This is a genomic window from Streptomyces sp. NPDC048111, assembly GCF_043202815.1.
GTDB lineage: Bacteria > Actinomycetota > Actinomycetes > Streptomycetales > Streptomycetaceae > Streptomyces.
This window is the reverse complement of record NZ_JBIDBD010000025.1, coordinates 1-25,085: the sequence shown is the minus strand read 5'-3', so window position 1 is coordinate 25,085 and position 25,085 is coordinate 1. Positions and strand designations below refer to the sequence as shown.

General features: G+C 73.4%; 22 protein-coding genes. 13 read left to right on the top strand and 9 right to left on the bottom strand.

Annotation, left to right across the window (positions count from 1 at the left end; translation table 11 throughout):
- Position 1: 1 nt before the first annotated feature.
- Entirely contained in the window at positions 2-724 is a 723-nt protein-coding gene (locus ACGF3I_RS28220; RefSeq protein ID WP_393136791.1) for a ZIP family metal transporter, read from the bottom strand.
- A gap of 88 nt (positions 725-812) precedes the next feature.
- Here ACGF3I_RS28220 and cobC point away from each other — a divergent pair, with 88 nt between their 5' ends.
- The gene (cobC, locus tag ACGF3I_RS28215) at positions 813-2,354 is read left to right on the top strand and encodes an Rv2231c family pyridoxal phosphate-dependent protein CobC (RefSeq protein WP_393136789.1); all 1,542 of its coding nucleotides are present in this window, start codon (positions 813-815) and stop codon (positions 2,352-2,354) included.
- Between the two features lie 46 nt (positions 2,355-2,400).
- On the opposite strand, the gene ACGF3I_RS28210 is transcribed toward cobC, so the two are convergent.
- Positions 2,401-3,348 carry an SCO1860 family LAETG-anchored protein gene (locus ACGF3I_RS28210; protein ID WP_393136787.1) on the bottom strand — a complete coding sequence of 316 codons (948 nt, stop codon included), beginning with the start codon at positions 3,346-3,348 and terminating at the stop codon, positions 2,401-2,403.
- Between the two features lie 371 nt (positions 3,349-3,719).
- Positions 3,720-4,805: an amidohydrolase family protein gene (locus tag ACGF3I_RS28205; RefSeq protein ID WP_393136785.1), complete on the bottom strand. Its 1,086-nt coding sequence runs from the start codon at positions 4,803-4,805 to the stop codon at positions 3,720-3,722.
- A gap of 89 nt (positions 4,806-4,894) precedes the next feature.
- Between ACGF3I_RS28205 and ACGF3I_RS28200 the strand changes: the two genes are divergently transcribed.
- The 6 genes from ACGF3I_RS28200 (at position 4,895) to ACGF3I_RS28175 (ending at position 10,222) form a co-directional block, all read left to right on the top strand.
- Complete coding sequence (locus tag ACGF3I_RS28200) at positions 4,895-5,992, top strand: pyridoxal-phosphate-dependent aminotransferase family protein (RefSeq protein WP_393136783.1); 1,098 nt, start codon at positions 4,895-4,897, stop codon at positions 5,990-5,992.
- A gap of 344 nt (positions 5,993-6,336) precedes the next feature.
- Positions 6,337-6,816 carry a diaminobutyrate acetyltransferase gene (ectA, locus tag ACGF3I_RS28195; protein WP_393136781.1) on the top strand — a complete coding sequence of 160 codons (480 nt, stop codon included), beginning with the start codon at positions 6,337-6,339 and terminating at the stop codon, positions 6,814-6,816.
- Entirely contained in the window at positions 6,813-8,084 is a 1,272-nt protein-coding gene (ectB, locus tag ACGF3I_RS28190) for a diaminobutyrate--2-oxoglutarate transaminase (RefSeq protein ID WP_393136778.1), read from the top strand. The genes ectA and ectB overlap by 4 nt, the downstream gene beginning before the upstream one ends.
- 75 nt (positions 8,085-8,159) lie before the next feature.
- Complete coding sequence (locus ACGF3I_RS28185) at positions 8,160-8,564, top strand: ectoine synthase (RefSeq protein ID WP_393136776.1); 405 nt, start codon at positions 8,160-8,162, stop codon at positions 8,562-8,564.
- 2 nt (positions 8,565-8,566) lie between these two features.
- Complete coding sequence (gene thpD, locus ACGF3I_RS28180) at positions 8,567-9,427, top strand: ectoine hydroxylase (protein WP_393136774.1); 861 nt, start codon at positions 8,567-8,569, stop codon at positions 9,425-9,427.
- Between the two features lie 126 nt (positions 9,428-9,553).
- The gene (locus ACGF3I_RS28175) at positions 9,554-10,222 is read left to right on the top strand and encodes a hypothetical protein (protein ID WP_393136772.1); all 669 of its coding nucleotides are present in this window, start codon (positions 9,554-9,556) and stop codon (positions 10,220-10,222) included.
- 85 nt (positions 10,223-10,307) lie between these two features.
- Here the strand turns inward: ACGF3I_RS28175 and ACGF3I_RS28170 are convergent, their stop codons facing one another.
- The 3 genes from ACGF3I_RS28170 to ACGF3I_RS28160 form a co-directional block, all read right to left on the bottom strand.
- Entirely contained in the window at positions 10,308-11,357 is a 1,050-nt protein-coding gene (locus ACGF3I_RS28170) for an aminotransferase class V-fold PLP-dependent enzyme (protein WP_393136770.1), read from the bottom strand.
- 243 nt (positions 11,358-11,600) lie between these two features.
- Positions 11,601-12,332 (bottom strand): DsbA family oxidoreductase, encoded by a 732-nt coding sequence (locus tag ACGF3I_RS28165; protein WP_393136768.1) that lies wholly within the window; start codon positions 12,330-12,332, stop codon positions 11,601-11,603.
- A gap of 335 nt (positions 12,333-12,667) precedes the next feature.
- Positions 12,668-14,197 carry an aldehyde dehydrogenase (NADP(+)) gene (locus ACGF3I_RS28160; protein WP_393136766.1) on the bottom strand — a complete coding sequence of 510 codons (1,530 nt, stop codon included), beginning with the start codon at positions 14,195-14,197 and terminating at the stop codon, positions 12,668-12,670.
- A 152-nt stretch (positions 14,198-14,349) separates the two neighbouring features.
- Between ACGF3I_RS28160 and ACGF3I_RS28155 the strand changes: the two genes are divergently transcribed.
- The 4 genes from ACGF3I_RS28155 to ACGF3I_RS28140 all read left to right on the top strand — a co-directional run bounded on the left by ACGF3I_RS28155 (position 14,350) and on the right by ACGF3I_RS28140 (position 18,802).
- The gene (locus tag ACGF3I_RS28155; RefSeq protein ID WP_393136764.1) at positions 14,350-15,120 is read left to right on the top strand and encodes an IclR family transcriptional regulator; all 771 of its coding nucleotides are present in this window, start codon (positions 14,350-14,352) and stop codon (positions 15,118-15,120) included.
- A gap of 238 nt (positions 15,121-15,358) precedes the next feature.
- Positions 15,359-16,606, top strand: coding sequence for a sensor histidine kinase (locus ACGF3I_RS28150; protein WP_393136762.1), 1,248 nt, complete (start codon positions 15,359-15,361; stop codon positions 16,604-16,606).
- On the top strand, positions 16,603-17,259 hold the full coding sequence (locus tag ACGF3I_RS28145) for a response regulator (RefSeq protein WP_393136760.1): 657 nt from the start codon (positions 16,603-16,605) through the stop codon (positions 17,257-17,259). The genes ACGF3I_RS28150 and ACGF3I_RS28145 overlap by 4 nt, the downstream gene beginning before the upstream one ends.
- A 64-nt stretch (positions 17,260-17,323) precedes the next feature.
- Positions 17,324-18,802, top strand: a complete 1,479-nt coding sequence (locus ACGF3I_RS28140; RefSeq protein WP_393136758.1) for a peptidoglycan D,D-transpeptidase FtsI family protein — start codon at positions 17,324-17,326, stop codon at positions 18,800-18,802.
- Positions 18,803-18,851: 49 nt separating this feature from the next.
- Here the strand turns inward: ACGF3I_RS28140 and ACGF3I_RS28135 are convergent, their stop codons facing one another.
- From ACGF3I_RS28135 to ACGF3I_RS28125, 3 genes are all read right to left on the bottom strand, one after another.
- A complete protein-coding gene (locus ACGF3I_RS28135; protein ID WP_393136756.1) occupies positions 18,852-19,640 on the bottom strand; it encodes an HAD family acid phosphatase in 789 nt (262 codons plus the stop codon).
- Between the two features lie 469 nt (positions 19,641-20,109).
- Positions 20,110-21,276: a hypothetical protein gene (locus ACGF3I_RS28130; protein ID WP_393136754.1), complete on the bottom strand. Its 1,167-nt coding sequence runs from the start codon at positions 21,274-21,276 to the stop codon at positions 20,110-20,112.
- Positions 21,273-22,361 carry a 5-dehydro-4-deoxyglucarate dehydratase gene (locus ACGF3I_RS28125; RefSeq protein WP_393136752.1) on the bottom strand — a complete coding sequence of 363 codons (1,089 nt, stop codon included), beginning with the start codon at positions 22,359-22,361 and terminating at the stop codon, positions 21,273-21,275. The genes ACGF3I_RS28130 and ACGF3I_RS28125 overlap by 4 nt, the downstream gene beginning before the upstream one ends.
- Before the next feature lie 311 nt (positions 22,362-22,672).
- On the opposite strand from ACGF3I_RS28125, the gene ACGF3I_RS28120 reads away from it, so the two are divergent.
- Both ACGF3I_RS28120 and ACGF3I_RS28115 read left to right on the top strand, forming a co-directional pair.
- The gene (locus ACGF3I_RS28120) at positions 22,673-23,482 is read left to right on the top strand and encodes an NAD-dependent epimerase/dehydratase family protein (RefSeq protein WP_393136750.1); all 810 of its coding nucleotides are present in this window, start codon (positions 22,673-22,675) and stop codon (positions 23,480-23,482) included.
- A gap of 101 nt (positions 23,483-23,583) precedes the next feature.
- Entirely contained in the window at positions 23,584-24,783 is a 1,200-nt protein-coding gene (locus tag ACGF3I_RS28115) for a TerD family protein (protein ID WP_393136747.1), read from the top strand.
- Positions 24,784-25,085: the final 302 nt, after the last annotated feature.

Here is a 25,085-nt window from a genome sequence, read left to right as displayed (position 1 = left end):
CTCAGGCGGCGACGCCCACCACCAGCCAGATGAAGCCCACGCCCGCGACGGTGCACAGCAGCGTGGACAGGGCGGGGTGGTCGTGGTGGGCCTCGGGAAGGATCTCGGCGGCGGCGAGGTAGAGGAGCACGCCGCCGAAGAAGCCGAGATAGCTGCCGAGAAGCTGCTCCGGAAGGGTGAACAGCACGGTGGAGGCGGCGCCCGCCATGGGGGCCAGCGCGTCGGCGTAGAGCATCGCGAGCGCCTTGCGCTTCTCGTTCCCGTACAGGCTCGTGATCGTGTACGTGTTGAAGCCGTCGGCGAAGTCGTGGGTGATGACGGCGAGCGCCACGGCGACGCCCATGCCGGCGCCCACCTGGAAGGCGGCGCCGATCGCGATCCCGTCCATCAGGCTGTGCCCGACCATCGCGGCGGCGACGGAGAGGCCGACCTGCGGGGCGCGCTGCCCGCCCGCCCCGTGCGCGGCCTGGCGCACCGCGAGCACCCGCTCGACGACGTGCGCGAAGAGGAAGCCCCCCACGAACAGGAGCAGGGCGCGCGGCACCCCGAAGAGGTCCTCGCCGGCCGCGTCCAGGGCCTCCGGCAGCAGGTCGAGGCCGACGACGCCGAGCATGAGGCCGCCCGCGAGCCCGAGCACCAGATGGCGCCGGTCGGTGACCCGCTGGGCGGTCCAGCCGCCCACCAGGGTCATCAGGAACGCGCCGAGCGCGACGATTACCGCCATGCGCCCTTGCTAACCGACGGGGCCCCCACTCCGCATGTCCACACCGGGGCCGGCCGCCGCCCCCGGGCGGCCTGAGGGGAGCCGCTGCGTGGCCGACGACGCCGCCCGCACCGCCCCGCACGCCGGGGCGCCCCTGGTCGTGGGCGTGGGCGCCTCGCGCGGCGTCCCGGCGGACGAGGTGCTCACGCTGATCGGGGCCGCCCTCGCGGGGGCGGGCCTGGACCCGGCGGCCGTCGTGGAGCTGGCCACGGTGGACGCCAGGGCCGCCGAGCCCGGGATCGTCGCGGCAGCGGCGCGGCTCGGGGTGCCACTCGTCGGGCATCCGGCGGCCGAGCTGGCGGCGGTCGCGGTGCCGCACGGCTCGGACGCGGTCCTCGCCGCGGTCGGCACGCGCTCCGTGGCCGAGGCGGCGGCCCTGGCCCGGGGCGGCGAACTGGTGGCGCCCAAGCGGAAGTCGAGCCCCGCGGGGCGTGCCGCCATGGCGACGTGTGCGATCGTTCGACGACCCCACCTCCGGCCGTCCGCCGACACCGGCGACGGACCCCCCACCAGGAGCGAGGAAACCATGTCCATCCCCACCGAGGTTCCGCACGATCTGCGCCACCACGGCGACGCCGAGGTCCGCGACGACGGCCTGCGGCTGACCGATCTCGCGGTCAACGTCCGCACCGGCACTCCCCCGGTCTGGCTGCGCGAGCGGATCGCCGACTCCCTGACCGGGCTCGCCGCCTACCCCGACGGCCGGGCGGCCCGCGCCGCGGTGGCCGCCCGGCACGCGCTCGCGCCGGAGCGGGTGCTGCTCACGGCGGGCGCCGCGGAGGCGTTCGTCCTGCTGGCCCGCGCCCTGACGTTCCGTCACTCCGTGGTGATACACCCGCAGTTCACCGAGCCGGAGGCGGCACTGCGCGACGCCGGGCACACGGTGCGGCGGGTACTGCTGCGCCCCGAGGACGGCTTCCGCCTCGACCCGTCGGCCGTGCCGGACGAGGCCGATCTGGTGGTGGTGGGCAACCCCACCAACCCGACCTCCGTCCTGCATCCGGCCGCCCTGCTGGCCCAACTGGCGCGGCCCGGGCGGACGTTGGTGGTGGACGAGGCGTTCATGGACGCGGTGCCGGGTGAGCGCGAGGCGCTGGCGGGCCGCACCGACCTGCCCGGTCTCGTGGTGCTGCGCAGCCTGACCAAGACCTGGGGGCTCGCGGGTCTGCGGATCGGTTACGTCCTGGCCGAGCCGGAGACCGTGGCGACGCTCCAGCGGGCCCAGCCGCTGTGGCCGGTCTCCACCCCGGCCCTGGTCGCGGCGCTCGCCTGCATGGAGCCGCGGGCGCTGGCGGAGGCCGAAGCGGCGGCCCGGCGGATCGCCGAGGACCGGGCCCATCTGCTGGCCGGGCTCGCCGAGTTCGACGAGGTGCGCGCGGTGGACTCGGCCGAGGGCCCGTTCGTCCTGGCCCGGATCGACGGCGCGGCCAGGGTGCGCGACCATCTGCGCACCCTCGGCTTCGCGGCCCGGCGCGGCGACACCTTCCCGGGGCTCGGCCCCGAGTGGCTGCGGCTGGCGGTGCGCGACCGCACCACGACCAACCGCTTCCTCCAGGCCCTGGACCAGGCGCTGGTCCTCGCCGGTCCCTGACGGGGAGCCCGCCCCCGCCGGGGCCCCCGTCCCCGGCCGCCGTCGGTCAGGCCCGGTCGCCGCGGGCGCGCCGGGTCAGCACGAGGGCGCCGGCGCCGCCCACGAGCAGTACGGCGGCGCCGCCCACGAGGTAGGGCGTCGCCGAACTCCCGCCGGTCTCGGCCAGGGTGGAGTCGGCGACGGTCTGCGTCTTCACCGCGGCCTCGGCGGGGCCCTTGTCCGCGACGGCCGGAGCGGGCTTGGCCGCAGGCGCCTCGGGCGTCCGGCAGGTCGCCTCGGCGAGGGTGACCTCGCCCTTGACGTCGGCCACGTTCAGATGGAGCGGGTTGACCGACACCTTGAGCCGCAGCGCGACGGCGGCGGCGGTGCGCGAGGTGGTGGTGGCCCGGGACAGGTCGAGGGTGACCTCGCCGACCCCGGGCACCCGCACCTGCGTGGTGCCGCCCGCCGTCAGCGTGACCCTGCGGCCGAGCACGCTCACCGCGCCGAGGACGTTGGACTTGGCGACCGGCGCGCGCCCGGCCTCGCAGACGGCGCTGGACGTGACCTCGCCCACCTCGACGAGGGAGAGCAGCGGAAGGCCGGGCACGTGCAGCCGGGCGTTGACCAGCCGGCTCGAACCCTCGGCCTTCCGCGCGTCGACGCTCGCCTTCGCGGTGGCGACGTCCGCCTTCAGGACGTCGACGGGCCGATCGCCAGCCACCCCGTCCAGCTTGACCGTGAGCGCGGTGCGGTCCGCGCCGGCCGGCGCCTGCACCTCGTTGAGCGTGGCCTTCAGCGGTACGTCGATGGTCTTGTCGAGCAGCGAGACGTCGAGTGCGGTCCGCAGCACGACGGCGCTCGCCCGCCCGCCGCCGTCGCCCTCGACGCCGGTGGCGTGCGCGGGCGCCGCGAGGAGCAGCGGTCCGGCCGCGAGCGCCGTGCAGGCCGCGAGGGCGGCGGAGCGACGGGCGGCCGGGCCGGTCGCGGGCAGGCGGAAGTGGTTGCTGTGCACGATGGTGGAACCCCCACAGGAGACATGGCTGCCGGGGCGCCCGCCACGGGGACTCGTGGGACTCCTGGGAGTCGGGGCGCACCGGCGACTTGGGACACCGCATCTTTACGCACACAGAGTGAACTGGCGGTCACACGAAGCCAGTTCACCCCAAAGGGTGGTTTCCGCCTTCATATTCGATTCATCCGGCACGGGCGTTCCCTCCCGTCACACCCGGCACCGCGCTACGCCCCGTACGCCGCCCGGCCGCACCGGCGTACGCATGAAGAACCTCAACGACGGCGCGGTGCCGCGCGTCACGCCCGGTCAACCGGACGATGCGTGCGGGGCGGGTCGACTCCGGCCGCCGGCGCCCGCGTTGGCGTACGGGATCAGCCCACGATCCGTCCGTTGAGGACGATCCGGCGCGGCGCGGCGAGCACCCGTACGTCGGCGCGCGGATCCTCGTCGTACACGACAAGGTCGGCGGGGGCGCCCTCCTCCAGGGCGGGACGGCCCAGCCAGGCCCTCGCCCCCCACGCGGTGGCGGACAGCGCCTCGAGGGCGGGGATGCCCGCCGTGACGAGTTCGGCGACCTCGGCGGCGACCAGGCCGTGCGCGAGCGAGCCGCCCGCGTCCGTGCCGACGAACACGGGCACCCCGGCGTCGTAGGCCGAGCGCACCGTGTCGTAACGGCGCTCGTGCAGCCTGCGCATGTGGGCCGCCCAGTCCGGGAACTTGGCCTCGCCGCCGTCGGCCATGTGCGGGAACGTCGCGATGTTGACCAGGGTCGGCACGATCGCCACGCCCCGCTCGGCGAACAGCGGAATCGTCTCGTCGGTCAGGCCGGTGGCGTGCTCGACGCAGTCGATGCCCGCCTCGACCAGGTCCCGCAGCGAGTCCTCGGCGAAGCAGTGTGCGGTGACGCGGGCGCCGAGCCGGTGGGCCTCGGCGATGGCGGCCTCCACCTCGCCGCGCGGCCAGCACGGGGCGAGGTCCCCCGCGTCCCGGTCGATCCAGTCGCCGACCAGCTTGACCCAGCCGTCCCCGCGCCGCGCCTCGCGCGCCACGTACGCCACGAGGTCGCCGGGCTCGATCTCGTGGGCGTAGTTGCGGATGTAGCGGCGGGTGCGGGCGATGTGCCGGCCCGCGCGGATAATCTTCGGCAGATCCTCGCGGTCGTCGATCCAGCGGGTGTCGGAGGGCGAGCCGGCGTCGCGCACCAGCAGCGTCCCGGCGTCGCGGTCGGTGAGCGCCTGCCGCTCGCTCACTTCGTCGGGCACCGGACCGTGCTGGTCGAGGCCGACGTGGCAGTGCGCGTCGACCAGGCCCGGCAGCACCCAGCCGCTGACGGTGACCGCCTCGCCGGGCGGGCGCTCATAGGTGATCCGCCCGTCGACCGCCCAGAGTTCGTCCCGTACGTCCTCGGGTCCCACGAGGACGCGTCCCTTCACATGCAGCACCGCGCGATCGCTCATGGTCAGCACTGTACGAGGCCCTCGGTAGTCTCCCTCCAGAGGATCGAACACCCGACGCATCCCCCGATCTGACCGAAGAAGGCACCGCCGTGACACACCCGCTCCTGGACCTGGCCCCGCTGACCGCCGACCACTTCGCGGCGATCGAGCGACGGGTGGCCGCCCTGCTCGCCACCGAGCAGGACGTGGTGATCATGCAGGGCGAGGCGCTGCTGCCCCTGGAGGGCTGCATCAGGGGTGCGGCCCACCCCGGCTCCGCCGCGCTGAACGTGGTGACCGGCCCCTACGGGCAGACCTTCGGCACCTGGCTGCGCGACTGCGGCGCGCGGGTCGTCGACCTGGAGGTGCCCTTCCACGCGGCGGTCACCGCCGAGCAGATCGACCGGGCGCTCACCGAACACCCGGAGATCGACTTCGTCTCGCTCGTCCACGCGGAGGCGGCCACCGGCAACACCAACCCGGTCGCGGAGATCGGCGAGGTGGTGCGCCGGCACGGGGCCCTGTTCATGCTGGACGCGGTGGCGTCGGTGGCCGCCGAGCCGCTCCTGGTGGACGCCTGGGGCGTGGACCTGTGCGTGATCGGCGCGCAGAAGGCGATGGGCGGCCCGGCCGGCGTCTCGGCGGTCTCGGTCAGCGCCCGCGCCTGGGAGCGCATGGCGGCCAACCCCGGGGCCCCGCGCCACTCCTACCTCTCACTGCTGGACTGGAAGCAGCGCTGGATCGACGGCGGCCGCAAGACGCTGCTGCACGCGCCGGCCCAGCTGGAGATGCTGGCCCTCGAAGCGTGCGTGGAGCGCATCGAGGCCGAGGGCCTGGGCGCGGTGACCGCGCGGCACGCCTCGGCCGCCGCGGCCACCAGGACGGGCGTCCTGGCGCTCGGCGGCGGGCTCGCCCCGTACGTGCACGAGGCGCGCGACGCCGCGCCCGTGGCGACGACGCTGCGCTCGCCCGAGGGGGTCGACGCCGCCGAGCTGGTGGCAAAGGCGCTCGCCTCCGACCCCTCGCTGCCGCTGATCGCCGGCGGCGGCGCGCTGGCCGCCACCGTGATCCGGGTCAACCACTACGGGGTGGACGCCACCCGCGGCGCCGTCCAGTCCTCGCTCGCGGCGCTGGGGGCCGCGCTCGGCGAGTACGGGATCGCGGTGGACCTGGAGGCCGCCCGCCGGGCCGTCTCCGAAACCTGGTGACACTTTTCCACCACTGATTCCACCGCCGAAATTCCATATACGTTCCACAAAACGGGAAGCTGCTTATTCTCCGCAGCTTCCCGTTTTCTTATGCCCGGTCTTTCCGGGCTCAAACGCACAGGTTTCAACAGGGTTCCCGGATGGTCACAGAGGTGTGATCGACTCCACAACGCCCCCGGTTTGTCCGGTAATTACCGGACAAACCGGATCGCGCACATGCCCGCGTGATAACACGAACCCGCTCTTCACACACCCCCTGACGGGAATGCGATTTCAATTTCCGATCGGTAAATTCCCTCGGCATGACCGCCGCGCAAACAGCAGTCCGAATCGAAAGCCCACGAGTGGAGGACGGAGCCGCGATCTGGCGCATCGCCCGTGACTCCCAGGTACTCGACCTCAACTCCTCGTACAGCTATCTGCTCTGGTGCCGCGACTTCGCCCGGACCTCCGTGGTCGCCCGGGGCGAGGACGGCGCGCCCATCGCCTTCATCACCGGCTACGTACGGCCCGAGCGGCCGGACACCCTGGTGGTCTGGCAGGTGGCCGTGGACCACGCCCACCGGGGCCAGGGACTTGCCGGGCTGCTGCTCGAAGCGCTGACCGCGAAGGTGACCTCCGCGTACGGCGTCACCCGCGTCGAGACGACGGTGTCGCCGGACAACATCCCGTCCGACCGGCTGTTCACCGCCTACTCCGAGCGCCGCGGCGCCGCCCTCGAACGTGAAGTCCTCTTCGACGCGGGTCTTTTCCCCGACGACGGGCACCAGCCCGAGGTCCTCTACCGCATCGGCCCCCTCCACCCCCAGGGAGAAACGCTGTGACCATCACCCCGCCCGCCCTCAGTGTCTTCGAGTCCCTCGAATCGGAGGTGCGCAGCTACTGCCGCGGCTGGCCCGCCGTGTTCGACCGCGCGCAGGGTGCCCGCCTCATCGACGAGGACGGCCACAGCTATCTCGACTTCTTCGCCGGGGCCGGCTCACTCAATTACGGGCACAACAACCCGGTGATGAAACGGGCGCTCCTCGACTACATCGAGCGCGACGGCATCACGCACGGCCTCGACATGGCGACGACCGCGAAACGGACGTTCCTTGAGACGTTCCAGAACGTGATCCTGCGCCCGCGCGACCTGCCGTACAAGGTGATGTTCCCGGGCCCGACCGGCACCAACGCCGTGGAGGCCGCGCTCAAGCTGGCCCGCAAGGTGAAGGGCCGCGAGTCGATCGTCTCGTTCACCAACGCCTTCCACGGCATGTCGCTCGGCTCGCTCGCGGTGACCGGCAACGCCTTCAAGCGGGCCGGGGCCGGCATCCCGCTGGTGCACGGCACCCCGATGCCGTTCGACAACTACCTCGACGGCCGGGTGCCCGACTTCCTGTGGTTCGAGCGGCTTCTGGAGGACCAGGGCTCGGGCCTCAACAAGCCGGCCGCCGTGATCGTGGAGACCGTGCAGGGCGAGGGCGGCATCAACGTGGCGCGGCCCGAGTGGCTGCGCGCGCTCGCCGACCTGTGCCGGCGCCGCGACATGCTGCTCATCGTCGACGACATCCAGATGGGCTGCGGCCGTACCGGCGCGTTCTTCTCCTTCGAGGAGGCGGGCATCGTGCCGGACATCGTCACCGTCTCCAAGTCGATCAGCGGCTACGGACTCCCGCTGTCGCTCTGCCTGTTCAAGGGCGAGCTCGACGTGTGGGAGCCGGGCGAGCACAACGGCACCTTCCGCGGCAACAACCCGGCGTTCGTCACCGCGACCGCGGCCCTGGACGCGTACTGGGCCGACGGCGGCCAGATGGAGAAGCACACCCTGGCCCGCGGCGAGCAGGTCGAGCAGGCGCTGCTCGCCCTGTGCACCGAGCACGGCCGGCTCGGCGCGAGCTACCGGGGCCGCGGTCTGGTGTGGGGCCTGGAGTTCGCCGACCCGGCCCGCGCCTCCGAGGTCTGCGCCCGCGCCTTCGAGCTGGGGCTGCTCCTGGAGACCTCCGGCCCGCAGAGCGAGGTCGTCAAGCTGCTCCCGCCGCTGACCATCACGCCCGACGAACTGGACGAGGGTCTGCGCTCGCTGGCCCGCGCGGTCGCCGCGACCGTCTGACCCCCGCGGGGCCCCGGCCGCGTCCGGGGCCCGCACGAGCCCATCGCATCCGCCACAGAAAGGCAGCAAGTCACCGTGATTGTCCGCTCGTTGAAGGACATCGAGAACACCGACCGCCATGTGAAGGCGGCCTCCGGCACCTGGGAGAGCAAGCGGATCGTGCTCGCCAAGGAGAAGGTCGGCTTCTCCCTGCACGAGACCGTCCTGTACGCGGGCACCGAGACCTCCATGTGGTACGCCAACCACATCGAGGCGGTCCTGTGCACCGGGGGCGAGGCCGAGCTCACCAACGAGGAGACCGGCGAGACCCACTGGATCGAGCCGGGCACGATGTACCTCCTGGACGGCCACGAGCGCCACACCCTGCGCCCCAAGACCGACTTCCGCTGCGTCTGCGTCTTCAACCCGCCCGTCACCGGACGGGAGGACCACGACGAGAACGGCGTCTACCCGCTGCTGACCGAACCCGAGGAGGGCTGACCATGACCGCCCAGGATCTCTACCCCACGCGTGGCTCCGCCGAGGTGGTCACGCCCCGCCAGGACCCGGTCGTCTGGGGCCCGTCCGCGGGTCTGGAGTCGTTCGAGAAGGACGGCTTCCTCGCGATCGAGGACCTGCTCACGGACGACGAGGTGGCGACGTACCGCACGGAGCTGGAGCGGCTGATCGCCGATCCCTCCGTACGCGCCGACGAGCGCTCGATCATCGAGCCGCAGACGCAGTCCGTGCGCTCGGTCTTCGAGGTGCACCGGATCAGCGAGGTCTTCGCCCGTCTGGTCAGCGACGAGCGCGTCGTGGGCATGGCGCGCCGGATCCTCGGTTCGGACGTGTACGTCCACCAGTCGCGGATCAACGTGAAGCCGGGCTTCGGCGCCTCGGGCTTCTACTGGCACTCGGACTTCGAGACCTGGCACGCCGAGGACGGTCTGCCCCGGATGCGTACGGTGTCGGTCTCGATCGCGCTGACCGAGAACCACGACACCAACGGCGGCCTGATGATCATGCCCGGGTCGCATCTGGACTTCCTCGGCTGCGAGGGGGCGACGCCCAAGGACAACTACAAGAAGTCCCTCCAGATGCAGGACGCGGGCACGCCGTCCGACGAGGCGCTGACCAAGATGGCCGACCGGCACGGCATCAGGCTGTTCACCGGCCGGGCGGGCTCGGCGACCTGGTTCGACTGCAACGCGATGCACGGTTCCGGGGACAACATCACCCCGTATCCGCGCAGCAACGTGTTCATCGTCTTCAACAGCGTCGAGAACGCGGCCGAGGAACCCTTCGCGGCGCCGATCCGGCGTCCGGAGTTCATCGGCGCCCGGGACTTCACGCCGGTGCGCTGAGGGGGGCGCCGATGCGGGGCGGGGCCGCCCCACCGTGCCCCGTCCGACCACCCGGAGGCCGCCCCCAGGGCCCTGGGCCAGGGACCGTACCGACGTCCGCACAGAGATCGTTGGTACGGTCCCCCCATGTCCATGGCCGATGAACCTTCCCGTTCCCCCGTCACCGCCGCCGACGTCGAACACGCCGTGCGGCTCTCCGTGACCGCGCTGCGGGCGGGCCTCGCCGCCGACTGGAGCGTGCCGGCCGGCACGCTGGAGTGGGACTGCTGGGAGACGGTCGAGCACCTCTCGGACGACCTGTTCGCCTACGCCGTGCAGATCGGCCCCGCGCAGCCGCCGCTGGACGGCGACGTGCCGTACCTGTGGGAGGCCAAGCGCCCCGGCGGCCCGCGCAACGCGGTGCACGCGGACCGCGCCGCGGGCCCCGCCGGACTGCTCCAGACCCTGGAGGCGAGCGGCGCCCTGCTCACCGCGATGGTGCGCACCACCTCGCCCGACGTCCGCGCCCACCACGGCTTCGGCATCTCCGACCCGGAGGGCTTCGGCGCGATGGGCATCGTGGAGGTCCTGCTGCACACGCACGACGTGGCCGAGGGGCTCGGCCTGCCCTGGACCGCGCCGGCCGGTCTGTGCGACCGGGTGCTGGCCCGGCTCTTCCGGGACGTGCCCGACGACCAGGACCGCTGGCGGGTGCTGCTGTGGATGAGCGGCCGGGCGGATCTGCCGGGCCGGACCCGCCCCACCGCCTGGCGCTGGTACGGCGAGCCGCTCAGTCCGTCCGCAGCCACCCCCTGAGCGGTCCGGTGGCGGTGCAGCCCGCGCGCAGGGCGGCGGCCGACCGCAAGGAGTGAGGGCCCCTCCGCCTCGGCGCGGCCCGGGGTCAGCGGGCGGGCAGCAGGTCGAGGAGGTGGTCCACGTCCTCGGCCGAGGTGTAGAGGTGGAAGGCGGCGCGCAGGTTGCCCGCGCGGTCGGAGAGTTCGACGCCCGCGCGGCTCAGCTCCTGCTGGCGCCGCCCGAGGCCCGGCACCGCCACGATCGCCGACCCCGGCGCGGCCACCGGCTCGTACCCGAGTTCCGCGAGCCCGGCCCGGAAGCGGTCGGCCAGCGCGGTGTTGTGGGCGTGGATGCGCTCGGTGCCCACCTCCTCGATCAGGGCGAGCGCGTGCCGCGCCCCGGTGTAGGAGAACAGGGCCGGGCTCTCGTCGAACCGCCGTGCGCTGTGGGCGAGTTCGTCGATCGGGCCGTAGCAGGCGTCCCAGGGGCGCTCGCCCGCGACCCAGCCCGCGAAGACGGGGCTGAGGCCGCCGAGGTCCTCGGGGACGGTGAGGAAGGCGACGCCGCGCGGGGTGGTCAGCCATTTGAAGCCGACCGTCACGGTGTAGTCGTACGCCGCCGCGTCCACCGGGTACCAGCCCGCGCCCTGGGACACGTCGACCAGGGTCCGCGCGCCGTGGGCGCGGGCCGCCGCGCGGATCGCGGCGAGGTCGGCGATGCGGCCGTCGGCCGACTGGACCGCGCTGACCGCGACCAGCGCCGTGCCCGGCCGCACCGCCTCGGCGAGCCGTTCCAGCGGCGCGGTGCGCACCAGCAGGTCGGACCGCATGTGGAACGGGTTCACCACGGAGCTGAAGTCGGCCTCGGCGACCAGGACTTCGGCGCCCTTGGGCAGCGAGGTGGCGATCAGGCCGGTGTAGACGGCGACCGACGCCCCGGCCGCCACGCACCGCACCGGAACGCCGGCGATCCGCGCGTAGGCGGCGCGGGCCGCCTCCACGTCGCCGAACATGTCGGTCGGCCGCCCCGCCGCCGACGCCGCCACGGCCTCACCCATGGCGGCCACGGTCCGTGCGGGGAGCAGCCCGGTGCTCGCGGTGTTGAGATAGGTGGTCTGCGGCGCGAACTCGCCGCGCGCGAGGGAGTCCAGTTCCATGGGTCCACCCTGAACGCCCGGCCACCTCACGTCAATTGGGCAAAATTCACCGGTATCCCCAAGCGGAGCTTATGAATGGGGCCGGGAGTGGCGCCCCGGGCCGGGCGGCCGGGCCGGCGCCTGCCCGGCGGCCGGGGGCCGTGCCGGGGGGGCGGCGGTGCCGGGCGGTCAGCGGCGCCGGGCGGTCAGCGGCGCCGGTCTGGCCAGCGGTGCCGGGCGGTCAGCGGCGCTGGGCGGACCGGGTCAGCGGGGCACCTCGCACCCGTCCGGCCCACAGGTCTCGCCGTCGCCCCCGGCCCGGTCGCCGGCGGCGTCGCCGAGGGGCCGCAGCGCCGGGGTGCGCTCCTGCCAGGCCTGGTCGAGGGCCTGCGCGAAGACCTCGGCGGGCTGCCCGCCGGAGATGCCGTACTTCCGGTCGAGCACGAAGAAGGGTACGGCGTTGGCGCCGAGCTCGGCGGCCTCGCGTTCGTCGGCCCGTACCGCGTCGGCGTAGGCGTTCTCGTCGGCGATGACCGTACGGACCTCCTCGGCGTCCAGACCCGCCGCGACCGCGATCTCGGCCAGCACCGCGGGGTCGAAGACGGAGCGCTCCTCGGCGAAGTTCGTCCGGTAGGCGAGGTCGAGCAGCTCGCTCTGGCGCCCGCGCGCCTTGGCCAGGTGCAGGACGCGGTGGATGTCGAAGGTGTTGCCGTGGTCGCGGCCGTCGGCGAGGTAGCCGAGTCCCTCGGCGTGCGCGTTGGAGGCGACGTTCGCCTCCATGGCGCGGGCCTCCTCCAGGGTGCGGCCGTACTTAGCGGCCAGCATGGGGATCACCGGCCCAATGTCGCCCTTGGGCCGGTTCGGGTCGAGCTCGAAGGAGCGGTGGACCACCTCGACGTCGTCCCGGTGGGCGAACGCGGCCAGCCCCTTCTCGAACCGGGCCTTGCCGATGTAGCACCACGGGCAGGCGATGTCGCTCCAGATCTCGACGCGCATGTCACTTCTCTCACTTTGTTGAAGGTCGTACGTTCTACGCCAACACGCACCCCGCACGCCCCATTCCCGGCCCGCACCCGTCCCGGCCCGGGCCGCGGCCCCCGCCATGCCCGAGGGGCGGAGCTTGGGGTGCAGGGGCGAAGCCCCGCCGGGGCCCGAGGGGCGAAGCCCCTCAGCGGGTCTGGGGCGCAGCCCCAGGGCCAGGCACCCTCCACCCCGCCGCACGGGCGGGCGGGTGGGCAAACCCCCGGGGCCCGAGGGGCGAAGCCCCCCAGCAGGGCCGGGGCGCAGCCCCAGGGAGCCGGGCCCCGGGCCCCCGAGGGAGCGGCCACCCCTCAACCCAGCACCCCATCCACCCTCCGCGGCACCCCCAACGGATTCCCGTCCCGCAACTCCGGCGGAAGCAGCGCCGAAGGAGTCGACTGGTACGTCACCGGCCGCAACCACCGCTCCACCGCGGTGACCCCCACCGAGGTGGACGTCGACGTCGTCGCCGGGTACGGCCCCCCGTGGTGCTGCGCGGGCGCCACCGCCACCCCCGTGGGCCAGCCGTCCACCAGCACCCGCCCCGCCAACGGCGTGAGCAGCGCGAGGAGTTGGGCCCCGCCGCCCTCCCCCCGCGCCTCGGCCGAGGACAGCTGAAGGGTCGCGGTGAGATTGCCGGGCAGCCGCGCGAGCACGGCCTCGATCTCGGACTCGTCCGCGTACCGGGCCACCACCGTCACCGGCCCGAAGCACTCCTCCAGGAGCAGGTCGTGCTCCCCCTCCGCCACCAGCAGCGCCGCCGGCACGGTCAGGAACCCCCCGCTCACGGTGTGCTGCCCGCCCGCGCCGGGCGTGACCGGGGCCTCGACCCCGGGCAGCGCCGCCCGCTCGGCGACCCCGGCGACGAACGCGTCCCGCATCCGGTGGTCGAGCATCACCCCGGCGTCGGTGTCGCTGACGGCGGCCGTGAGCGCCTTGAGCAGCGCGTCGCCCGCCGCACCCTGCGGCGCGAGGACGAAGCCGGGCTTGGTGCAGAACTGGCCGACCCCCATCGAAAGGGAGGCCCCGAGCCCCGCGCCGATCTCCTCGCCCCGCTCCTCGGCCGCGGCCGCCGTCACCACCACCGGGTTGAGGGAGCCCAGTTCGCCGTGGAAGGGGATGGGCACGGGCCGCGCGGCAGCGGCGTCGAACAGGGCCCGCCCGCCGCGCACCGACCCGGTGAACCCGGCGGCCGACACCAGCGGATGGCGTACGAGCTCGACGCCCGCGGTGAAGCCGTGCACCAGGACGACGACGTCCTCGGGCAGCCCGGCCCGGACGGCGGCCCGGCGCAGCAGCGAGACACAGAGTTCGGAGGTGGCCGGGTGGTCCGGGTGCGCCTTGACCACGACCGGGCAGCCCGCCGCGAGCGCGCTCGCGGTGTCGCCGCCGGGCACGGAGAAGGCGAGCGGGAAGTTCGAGGCCGAGTAGACGGCGACGACCCCGAGCGGGACCTTGATGCGCCGCAGGTCCGGCCACGGCGGGGTGCGGGACGGGTCGGCGTGGTCGATGCGTATGTCGAGGAAGGAGCCGTCCTCGACGGCCTCGGCGAACGCCCTCAACTGGGCGGTGGTGCGCGCGAGTTCACCGGTGAGGCGGACGGGCCCGAGCGCCGTCTCGGCGTCGGCGGCCTCCACCACGTGCTCGGCCGACGCGTCCAGGAGGTCGGCGGCGGCCCGCAGGAGGACGGCGCGTACGCTCAGCGGAGCCAGCGCCGCGCGCGTGGCCCACGCGGCCCGCACCGCCTGGTCCACCTCCTGCGGCGTGGCTTCGACCGCAACCTCTTCGCGCGGCTTCCCTGTTCGGGGGTCGACACTCCAGACTGGTGCTGCTGCGCTCACCGCGTTGTCCTTCCACTGCCCGGTCCGCTACTGCCCCCACCAGGACTTGTTCGGTATTCTGAACAGAGTTCCCGATGCTGAATATGCTGGGACTCTATTAACGGGCGTTCCGCCTTGGCAAGAAGCCATGGCGAGAAGGAGCGGGGTGCTGGATGCCGGCGGTCGAATCGGGTGGAGCACAGGTCAAGTCCGCGGTGCGGACGGTCGAGTTGCTCGAGTATTTCGCAGGGCGGCCCGGAATGCACTCCCTCGCCGCGGTCCAGGAAGCGGTCGGATACCCGAAGTCCAGTCTGTACATGTTGCTGCGCACCCTGGTCGAGCTCGGCTGGGTGGAGACGGACGCCACCGGCACGCGGTACGGCATCGGCGTACGGGCCCTGCTGGTCGGCACCTCGTACATCGACGGCGACGAGGTGGTGGCGGCGGCCCGCCCCACCCTCGACCGGCTCTCGGACGACACCACCGAGACCATCCACCTCGCCCGCCTCGACGGCACGAACGTGGTCTACCTCGCCACCCGCCAGTCCCAGCACTATCTGCGCCCGTTCACCCGCGTCGGCCGCCGCCTGCCCGCCCACTCCACCTCGCTCGGCAAGGCGCTGCTCGCCACCCACAGCGACGAGCAGGTGCGCAAGCTGCTCCCCGAGACCCTCCAGCAGCTCACCGAGCACACGATCACCGACCGCGAGAAGCTCATCGAGGAGCTCCACCTCGTCCGCGAACAGGGCTATGCCGTGGACCGCGAGGAGAACACGCTCGGCCTGCGCTGCTTCGGCGTCGCGATCCCGTACCGCACTCCCGCCCGCGACGCGATCAGCTGCTCGGTCCCCGTGGCGCGGCTGACTCCCGCCCACGAACAGATGGTGAAGGACGCCCTGTTCGACGCCCGGGACCGCCTGACGCTCGCCACCCGCCGCCTCTGACCCTCACTCCCCCGACCGCCCGTCCCCGCCCCCAGGGGCGCGAGGAACCGCGCGACCGGCCCGCCACCGCCCGCAGCCGAGGGACGGCGCGAGGGGCCCTTAGGCAAAGCCCCCCAACGCCGGCCACCGACCACGCCAACCACCTCGGCCCCTCGGGCTCCCGGGCTCCCCCGCGCGGCGGAGCCGAATCCCCCAGCAGCACGACGCGCCGGGCAACCCGCCCCGGGAAGGTGAAGGGATGCCCTCCCCGCCCCCAGTCCGCACCCTGTTCGGCCTGAAAGCCCGCCACCGCTGGGTCCACCTGGTCCTGGGCGGCGCCCTGCTGATGCCGTACTTCCTGGTGGGCTCCGTCGTCGTCGGCGCCGTCGCCCCCGGCAGGAGCGCCTTCGACTCCTTTCCCCGCGCCCTCGTCACGTTCGCCGTCGCCCTGCCCCTCGCCGCCGTCTCGGGGCTTGTGCCGATCGCCCGGCCCCTGCTCGTGTCCGGCGTGCGCGCCCTGTGCGGGGTGGAGGCGCCGGCCCTCGCCGACGGGCCCGCCCGCTCCTTCGACGCCCGGCTGCGCGCCGCCGCCTGGTACGCGCTGCACGTGGCGCTCGGCGGAATCCTGAGCGGGATGAGCCTGGCGCTGCCGCCGTTCACGGTGTTCCTGATCGCCCTGCCCGTCTTCCCGGGACTGCGCCGCAGCGCCGCCTACGCCGGGGGGCCGCTGTCGACCGACTGGGGCATCGCCCTCGCCCCGCTCGCCGGGATCGCGATGCTGCTCGGCCTCGCGGCGTGCTCGGCGGCGGCCGGGGCCCTGCTGGCCCGGGCCGCCCCCGTCCTGCTCGGCCCGGCGCCCGCCGACCGCCTGGCCGAGGCCGAGCGGCGCGCGGCGGAACTGGCCGTGCGCAACCGGCTCGCCCGCGAGCTGCACGACTCGGTGGGCCACGCGCTGAGCGCGGTGACCCTCCAGGCGAGCGCGGCCCGCCGCGTCCTGGACGCCGATCCCGCCTTCGTGCGCGAGGCGCTCGCCGCGATCGAGGAGACCACCCGGCGCACGGTCGGCGAACTCGACGCCGTACTCGGCCTGTTGCGCCAGGACGACGGCGACCTCGCCACCCCGGACCTCGCCGCCCTCGCGGACCTGCTGTCCCGTACGGGCATCGAGGTGGCGTACGTCCTTGAGGGCGATCCGGCCCGCGTGCCCGAGCTCGTCTCGCGCGAGGCGTACCGGATCGTCCAGGAGGGCCTCACCAACGCCCTTCGCCACGGCGGGAGTTCATCCGACATGTCCGTCACCCTGAACGTCGCCGTCAGCGGCGGAGAGTTGGCCCTGATGATGGAGAACCCCCTGTCCGGCGCGGCGCCGCTGGTGCGCCCCGGCGGCGGACGCGGCCTGCGCGGCATGGCGGAGCGGGCGGCCCTGCTCGGCGGCCACGTGGCGGCGGGCCCGGCGGACGGCGTCTGGCGCCTGCGCGCCCGGCTGCCGCTGGGCGGTGCGCGATGAGCGGGCCGGTCCGGGTGGTGGTGGCCGACGACGAGCGCATGGTGCGCACCGCGCTGCGGGTCATCCTCGACGCCGAGCCCGGGCTCGAGGTCGTGGGTGAGGCCGCCACCGGCGCGGAGGCCGTCGCGGTCGTCCGCGACCGGCGGCCCGACGTGGTCCTGATGGACGTGCGCATGCCGGAGATCGACGGCATCCGCGCCACCGAGCAGATCCTGGCCACCCTCGCGCCCGCGCCGCGGATCGTGGTGGTCACGACCTTCGAGAACGACAGCTATGTGTACGACGCGCTGCGCGCCGGGGCCTCGGGGTTCCTCCTGAAGCGGGCCGCGCCCGAGGAGCTGATCCAGGCGGTCCGCCTCGTCGCGGGCGGCGACTCGCTGCTGTTCCCCGGCCGGCTGCGGGAGCTGGCCGTGCGGCACGCCCCGGTACGCGCGGCCGGCGCGCCCTGGACGGCCCGGCTCACCGAGCGCGAGGAGCAGGTGCTGCGCCTGATGGCGACCGGCCTCACCAACGCGGAGATCGCCGGGCGGATGGGCGTCGGCCCGGCCACCGTGAAGACCCATGTGGCCTCGGTCCTGGCCAAGACGGGCGCCCGCGACCGCACCCAGGCGGTGATCGCGGCCTACGAATCGGGCTTCGTCCGGCCCCGATGAAGGTTGCCTGAGAAACCGGGACGACAGGAACTCGGCGCCCCGGCCCGTCCGTCTTGCGTACGGGATGAACAAGACAATCAGGCGCGCCTCGGTCTTCTGTCTGCTGATGGTGCTCGCCCTCATCGGTCGAGCCACCTACGTGCAGTTCTACAAAGGCCAGGCCCTCGCGGACGACAAGCTGAACCGGCGGAACACCATCGCGGAGTACGCGCAGCCGCTCGGGGACATCATCGTGGCCGGATCCCCGGTCACCGGCTCGGAAAGGACGAAGAGCGGCGACCTCACCTACCAGCGCACCTACCAGGACGGCCCGCTGTACGCACCGGTGACCGGCTACGCCTCACAGGTGTACGGAGCGACCCAGCTGGAGGGGATCTACTCCAAGGTCCTGGACGGCAGCGACCCGCGCATGCAGAACCCCCTGGACGCGCTCACCCGGCAGCGGGCGGCCGGCGGTGACGTGCTGACCACCATCGACCCCACGGTGCAGAAGGCCGGCTACCAGGCGCTCGGCCACAACGAGGGCGCGGCGGTCGCGATGGACCCGAAGACCGGCCGCATCCTCGGCATGGTCTCCACCCCGTCGTACGACCCGAGCCGGATCGCGGGTTCCTCGTCGGCGGCCGGCGACGCCTGGAAGCAGCTCTCCGAGGACAAGAGCCAACCCATGCTCAACCGGGCGCTGCGCCAGCCGCTCGCCCCCGGCTCCACGTTCAAACTCGTGGTGGCGTCGGCGGCGCTGGAGAACGGGCTCTACCCGGACATCGACACGAAGACCGCGAGCCCCAACCCGTACCGGATGCCCGGCACGACGACCGACCTGCGCAACGAGTCGGCGTCCGCGCCCTGCGAGAACGCCTCGATCCGTACCGCGCTCGCGTACTCCTGCAACAACGTGTTCGGCAAGATGGCCGTGGACCTGGGCCAGGACAAGGTGCGGGCGATGGCCGAGAAGTTCGGCTTCAACGACGCGGAGCTGGACGTGCCGGTGCGCGCGGCGGCGAGTGTGTACCCGAAGAACATGAACCCGTCGTCCACCGCCCTGTCCGGCATCGGCCAGTTCGATGTGACCGCCACACCGATGCAGATGGCGATGGTGTCGGCCGCCATAGCCAACGACGGTGTGCTGGCGTCGCCGCACATGGTGTCCAAGGTGACGGACTCCCGGGGCAGCACCTTGCAGTCCTATCCCGACGCGGACCCGGGCTCGGGCTCCGGCGGGAAGCGGATCCTGTCCTCGAAGTCGGCGCGGCAGCTGTACAGCGCGATGCTCTCGGTGGTGAGCGACGGCACCGGCACCAACGCGAAGATCCCCGGCATGGAGGTGGGCGCGAAGACGGGCACCGCCCAGCACGGGGTCGACAACTCCAAGAAGCCGTACGCCTGGTTCACCTCGTTCGCCAAGGACCCGAAGACCGGCAAGGAGATCGCGGTGGCGGTGGTCGTCCAGGACTCCGACGCCGAACGTTCGGAGGTCAGCGGCAACGGCCTGGCGGGCCCGGTCGCCCGGGCGATGATGAAAGCGGCGCTGGGGACACCCTGACGGAACGCCCCGGCCCGAAACCGGGCCGGGGCACCGCGTCACTACGGCACTACGGCAGGAAGTACATCGGGTTGGGAATCTTGTACGTCTTGTCGGCGAAGCCGCCGGAGAGGTCGGTGTACTGGTCGCCGAGGTTGGCGACGATGTTGTAGCCGAGCGACTCGATGTGCTTGCGGGTGCCCGCCTTGTAGTCGACCGTCGAGCAGGTCCAGGTGGGCTTGCCGCAGCTCAGGTAGGCCGGCGGGTTGGCCTTGTCCTTCAGGAAGAAGTGCGCGGCGTCGACCGGCACCTGGTAGCCCGCCCTGGTGAGGTTCACGGCGCTGGCGTCGCGCTGCGAGACGTCGCGGCCGGTGAGGAAGAAGACGGTGACGCCCTTCCCGGCCGCGTAGTTGACCAGGTCCGGCATGCCGAACACGGCGATCGAGCGCGCGCTCTGGACGTACGCGTCGAAGGCGGCGGCGTTGTAGGCGAAGCCGTTCTTCTTCTCGTAGTCGTAGGTCAGCAGCGTCGTGTCGTCGACGTCGAGCACGATGGCGGGCTTACGGCCGTCCCGTCCGGGGTGCTCGGCGGCGTGCTTGATCTGCCGCTTGGCGCGGGCCTCGATCTCCGCGACCTGCTTGGCGTAGTTGCTCTTGGGCGACGCCTGGTAGGCGCCGGACGCGTCGGCCGCACCGCCGTAGTAGGCGTTGATCTTGTCTTCGACCTTGGTGATGTTGGGGATCTCGCGGTCCGACTTCGGCGTGGAATTGTCGGCGGAGGCGGCGCCGACGCCGTAGAAGGCAACGCCGGTGATGGCGAGGGCGGCGGTGGTGGTGGCGGCTTTGGTGAGAATGCGCATGGGCGCCTGTCTACGCGCATCACACGCGCCCCGCCAGGGGAAACCCGACATTCTTTGCCGCACCGTGTCCTACTGCGGGTAGCCCCGGCGGGGCTGGGGCGCCCGGGGCATGCGCAGTTCCCCGCGCCCCTCAACCCCGCGGTCGTGTGCGGACCGTGCCCGCTTGCTCGCGCAGTTCCCCGCGCCCCTGGCAGGGCCGGGCCGGCCCGGGGTTTGCGCAGTTCCCTGCGCCCCTCAACCCCTCGATCGTGTGCGGACCGTGCCCGCTACTCGCGCAGTTCCCCGCGCCCCTGGCAGGACCGGTGCTGGCCCGCATGCGCATCCTCAGCCCGTCCGGCGATTGAGGACGAGCGCCGTTCAGGCGCGAAGGGGGTCTGGGGCGCAGCCCCAGGGCCCGGGCCTATCCGACCCGCTGCACGGGCGGGCGGGTGGGCGAACCCCCCGGGGCCAGGGGCAGAGCCCCAGAGCCCTACCCCAGCACCCCAGCCCTCCGCACCACCTCAAGATCCCCGTCCGACGCCAACCCCGCATGGTAGAGCCGAAGCTCAGTCGCCCCCCAGGCCCGGGCCCGAGCCGCATCCTCCGCCAACTCCTCGGGCCGGCCCCCCATCCCCGACACCACGGTGAAGTTGGCCGCCACAACCCCCGCCGCAGCACCCCAGCCCGAGCCCCCCGAACCAAAACCCCCCAAACCCATCCCACCCACACCGGAGGTGACACCCCCCGGCACCACCACCCCATCAGCCACACCGAACACCCCCACCCAATCCACCCCCACATTCGCCCCGCACCGCTCCGGCCGGGGATCCGCGTGCAGCAGGACCTGGAACCCCGCGCCGGCCCGGGCGCGTACCGCCCCCACCGCCGCCTCCTGGAACTCCCGCGCCACCCGCGCCCGGAACCCCAGCGTGGCCGCGAGCAGGTCCGCGCCGGACGCGTCCACCGCACCGCCCCGCCACGCCGGTTCGAGCGCCGCCCGCACCCGTACCCGCAACTCACCCACCGCCAGCCCAAGTTGCTCGTACCCCTCCTCGCAGGACGGGCAGAAGCAGAGCGACATCAGGTACTGCGCGGTGTCGTCCAGCCCCACCCCCGCGATCTTGTCGTGGGCGTGCAGATGCGACATGCCGTACCACCCGCACGACTCCAGTTCCGTGCCCAGCGCGCCGGGCCGCACCGCCGCCTCGGCCGCGAGTGCGACGAGCAGGGCCCGCACCCGGGGCTGAGCTATGCAGGGCGCCCAGGGATAGCGGTCCCCGTACGCGTTGACGACCGACGTCTCGGGGTGCTCCGCGCCGAGCCGGGAGTTGTGCGCCAGCACCACCCAGGAGTGCACATCGAGGCCCGCCGCGGCGAGCGCCTCCGCGGCCCGCCCGAAGGCGTCCCCGGGAGCCCATTCACCGGCCGCGTACGGCTTCAACTCCCGTCCGTGCCAATACAGTTCGTCCGGCTGATACAGCACCGCGGCATGCCCGGCCGTGACGATGCGGTGGCGCGGGTGGCGCGGGGTGAGGGCACGGGTCGAGTGGTACGCGGAGGCGAGCGTCACCTGGCGCACACCGAGATCCGCGATGCGGGCGGCGGCGTCCGGATCCCCGATGACGTCCCAGGGGTACAGGAACGCGGACGCCTTCACCCGCCCACCCCGACGCCCCCGGCACCGGCACCGGCACCCGAATCCGTACCGGCACCCGAACCCGCACCCGCACCGGCACCCGCACCCGCACCCGCACCCGCACCACCCGGCGCACCAGCACCCGACGGCCGCACCCCCGCAGGGCCCGCCCCACTCGCCCCCAGCAACCCACGCCCCCGCTCGATCAGTTCGGCCAGCTGCTTGACGTGGGCGGGGTCGGGCTCGCTCAGCGGCGGACGCACCTCGCCGACATCGAGGCCGCCCAGCCGCACCCCCGCCTTGACCAGCGACACGGCGTACCCGCGGCCCTGGTTGCGCAGTTCGACCAGCGGCACGAAGAATCCGTCGAGCAGCCGGTTGGCCGTCGCGTCGTCGCCGGATTCCAGGGCCCGGTGGAAGGCGAGCGCGATGTCGGGCGCGAAGCAGAAGACCGCGGAGGAGTACAGCGTGATGCCGATGCCGCGGTAGGCGAGGCCGGTGAGTTCGGCGGTGGGAAGCCCGTTGAAGTACAGCGGGTCGAGGCCCGCCGACCGTACGGCGCTGACGATCCGCTGCATCAGGTCGAGGTCGCCCAGGCCGTCCTTGAAGCCGATGATCCGCTCGACGCGGGCGAGTTCGACGGCGGTCCTGGGGGTCAGGACCGCGTTGTCGCGCTGGTAGACGATGATGTCGAGCGAGGTCGCCGCGGCCAGTTCGGTGTAGTGCGCGAGGAGCCCGGCCTGGTCGGCGACGACGAGGTAGGGCGGCATCGCGAGCAGCCCGTCCGCCCCGGCCTCCTCGGCGAGCCGGGCGAACTGCACGGCGAGGGCCGTGCCGTACCCGGCGCCCGCGACCACGGGCACCCGCCCCCCGCTCTCCTCGACGGCCGCGGCGACACAGACCCGGAACTCCTGCGGGGTCAGCGCGTGGAACTCCCCCGTGCCGCAGCAGGCGAACACGGCCGCCGCCCCGGCCTCGATCCCCTGGCGCACATGGGTGCGGAAGGTGTCGAGGTCGAGGCTGCCGTCCGGCCCGTACGCGGTCACGGGGAAGAACAGGGGGCCGCTGACGTGAGTGAGACGGGCGGCGAGCGGGGCTGGGGTCACGGGCTGCTCCCTGGGCAAGGACCGTCGTGCACAGTTCTGATTGACGTCCATATCTCTGAACATCTCCACGCTAAGCCCGCGTTCCGGCGCCGGTCAAGGTCAACAGCCGGGGCGCACCAGCGGATTGAGCACCGGGGCGCCCTCTTGACGCCGTTCGGACAGCGTCCCTAGCGTGTCCACGGTTGTGAATGTTGTCCAGGGATGCAGCAGCGCTGTTCGTGGGCGTGCTGGTTCATGGACGCACCTGTTCATGGCCGCGCTTGCTCACGCGGTCCGCGCGCCCGGGCCCGACCCACCCCCGAGGAGAGCCCATGCCCCGCCCCCGCACCGTCCTGCTCACCGGCGCCGCCGGCGGCCTCGGCACCCTGATGCGCGAGCTGCTCCCCGCGTACGGCTACGAGCTGCGCCTCCTGGACCTCCTGCCCGTCCCGGGCGAGCCGGACGCGATCACCGCCGACCTCGCCGACAGGGACGCGCTGCGCGAAGCGGTGCGCGGGGTCGATGCCGTGCTGCACCTCGCGGGCATCTCGCTGGAGTCCTCCTTCGACAAGATCCTGCGGGCCAACATCGAAGGCACGTACCACCTCTACGAGGCGGCCCGCGCGGAGGGCGTGCGGCGGATCGTGTTCGCCTCCTCCAACCACGCGGTCGGCTTCACGCCCCGCCCCGAGGGCGCGGACCCGCTGATCCCGGTGACCACCCCGCACCGCCCCGACACCTTCTACGGCCTCTCCAAGGCGTTCGGCGAGGACCTCGCGCAGTTCTACTGGGACAAGCACGGCCTGGAGACCGTCTCGGTCCGCATCGGCTCCTGCTTCCCCGAGCCGACCTCCGTACGGATGCTGTCGGTCTGGATGAGCCCCGCCGACGGGGCCCGCCTCTTCGACGCGGCGCTCGGCGCCGAGGGCGTCGGACACACCGTGGTGTACGGCTCGTCCGCCAACACCCGCCTGTGGTGGGACCTTTCCTCCGCCCGGGCACTCGGCTACGAGCCGCGGGACGACTCCGAGCCGTACGCCGCGAAGCTCGTCGCCGAGCAGGGCGAACTCGATCCGGACCGGCCCGAGCACGCCTTCCTCGGCGGCCACTTCACGACGGACCCGCCCGTCTGGCCGCACTGACCGCCGGTACGCGCCACCTCGCCCGGGCTCAAGGACCGCCCGGGTCGGCCGGTCGGCCCAGGTTCAAGGAACCGCAAAGCGGTGCCGCTCGTTCCCGGAGCATGACCGCAATGACGCCTGGCTCGAATCTTCCCCTCCCGACCGCCCGCGTGACGGTGGACGTGGCCGCCCCCGTGCGGCTCGACGTCTCGGGCCTGCTGCTCACCGCCGACGGCAAGGTGCGCTCGGACGACGACTTCATCTTCTACAACCAGCCCCAGGGCCCCGGTGTGAGCTACCGCTCGGGCGGCGGCTCCGCTCCCGACGCGATCGTGGTGGACACCGCGGCCGTGCCGCCCGGCATCGAGAAGATCGTGGTGACGGCGAGCCCCGACGCGGCGGGCCAGACGTTCCAGGGCATCGAGCCCACGGCCACCCTGCGCAACGGCGACGACGGGAGCGTGATCGCCACCTTCACGCCGCCCCGCCTCGGTTCCGAGACGGCCCTGGTGGTCATGGAGATCTATCTGCGCGGCGGCGCCTGGAAGGCCCGCGCCGTCGGCCAGGGGTACGCCAACGGCCTCGCCGGGATCGCCACGGACTTCGGGGTCTCGGTCGAGGAGCCCGCGGCGGCGCCCGCGGCGCCCCCGATGCCGTCCGCCCCGCCGGCCGACCCGCGCTCGACCGCCCAGGCACCGGCGGCGCCGCCCGCCCCCGCGGCCCCCGCCGCCCCGGCCGGCACCGGAAAGATCAACCTGGACAAGGGGCGGGTCAGCCTCCAGAAGAACCAGACGGTCTCCCTGGTCAAGGGCGGCCGGCCGCTGCTGTCCCAGGTCAAGATGGGCCTCGGCTGGGAACCCGCGTTCCGCGGCAAGGACATCGACCTGGACGCCTCGGTGATCGCCTACGGCCCGCAGCGCAACCACCTGGACACCTGCTACTTCGGCAAGCTCTCCATCCTCAACGGCGCGATCAAGCACTCCGGCGACAACCTGACGGGCGAGGGCGCGGGGGACGACGAGGTGATCGTGGTCGACCTCGGCCGCATCCCGGCGGAGGCGACGGGTCTGGTCTTCACCGTCAACTCCTTCTCCGGCCAGAAGTTCACCGAGGTCGCCAAGGCGTACTGCCGGTTGATCGACGCGGCGAGCGGCGAGGAACTCGTGCGCTTCGACCTCACGGGCGCGGAGCCCCAGACGGGCGTCATGATGGCGAAGTTGATCAAGCAGTTCTCGGGCGAGTGGGAGATGACGGGGCTCGGCAGCTTCGTGAAGTCCCGTACGGCCCGCGGCATGGTGAAGCCGGGGGCGGAGGTCCTGTAGGCGCTGCCGGCCCGCGGCCCGCGCCTCCCCCCGGGAACCCCGGGTCCGTGCGGGCCGGTCGGACGGCGGGGGGGGGGGGGGGGGGGGGGGGGGGGGGGGGGGGGGGGGGGGGGGCGGGGGGGCGCCCCGCCCCCCCCCCCCCCCCCCCCCCCCCCCCCCCCCCCCCCCCGCCGCGGGGGGGGCCCCCCCCCGGGGGGCGGGGGGGGGGGGGGGGGGGGGGGCGCCGGGGGGGGAGGGCACAGGGGGTTGCCCCGGCCGAGGGGGCCCTTTTTGCCTGGACGGCGGGGGTGGGCTCTGTGGCA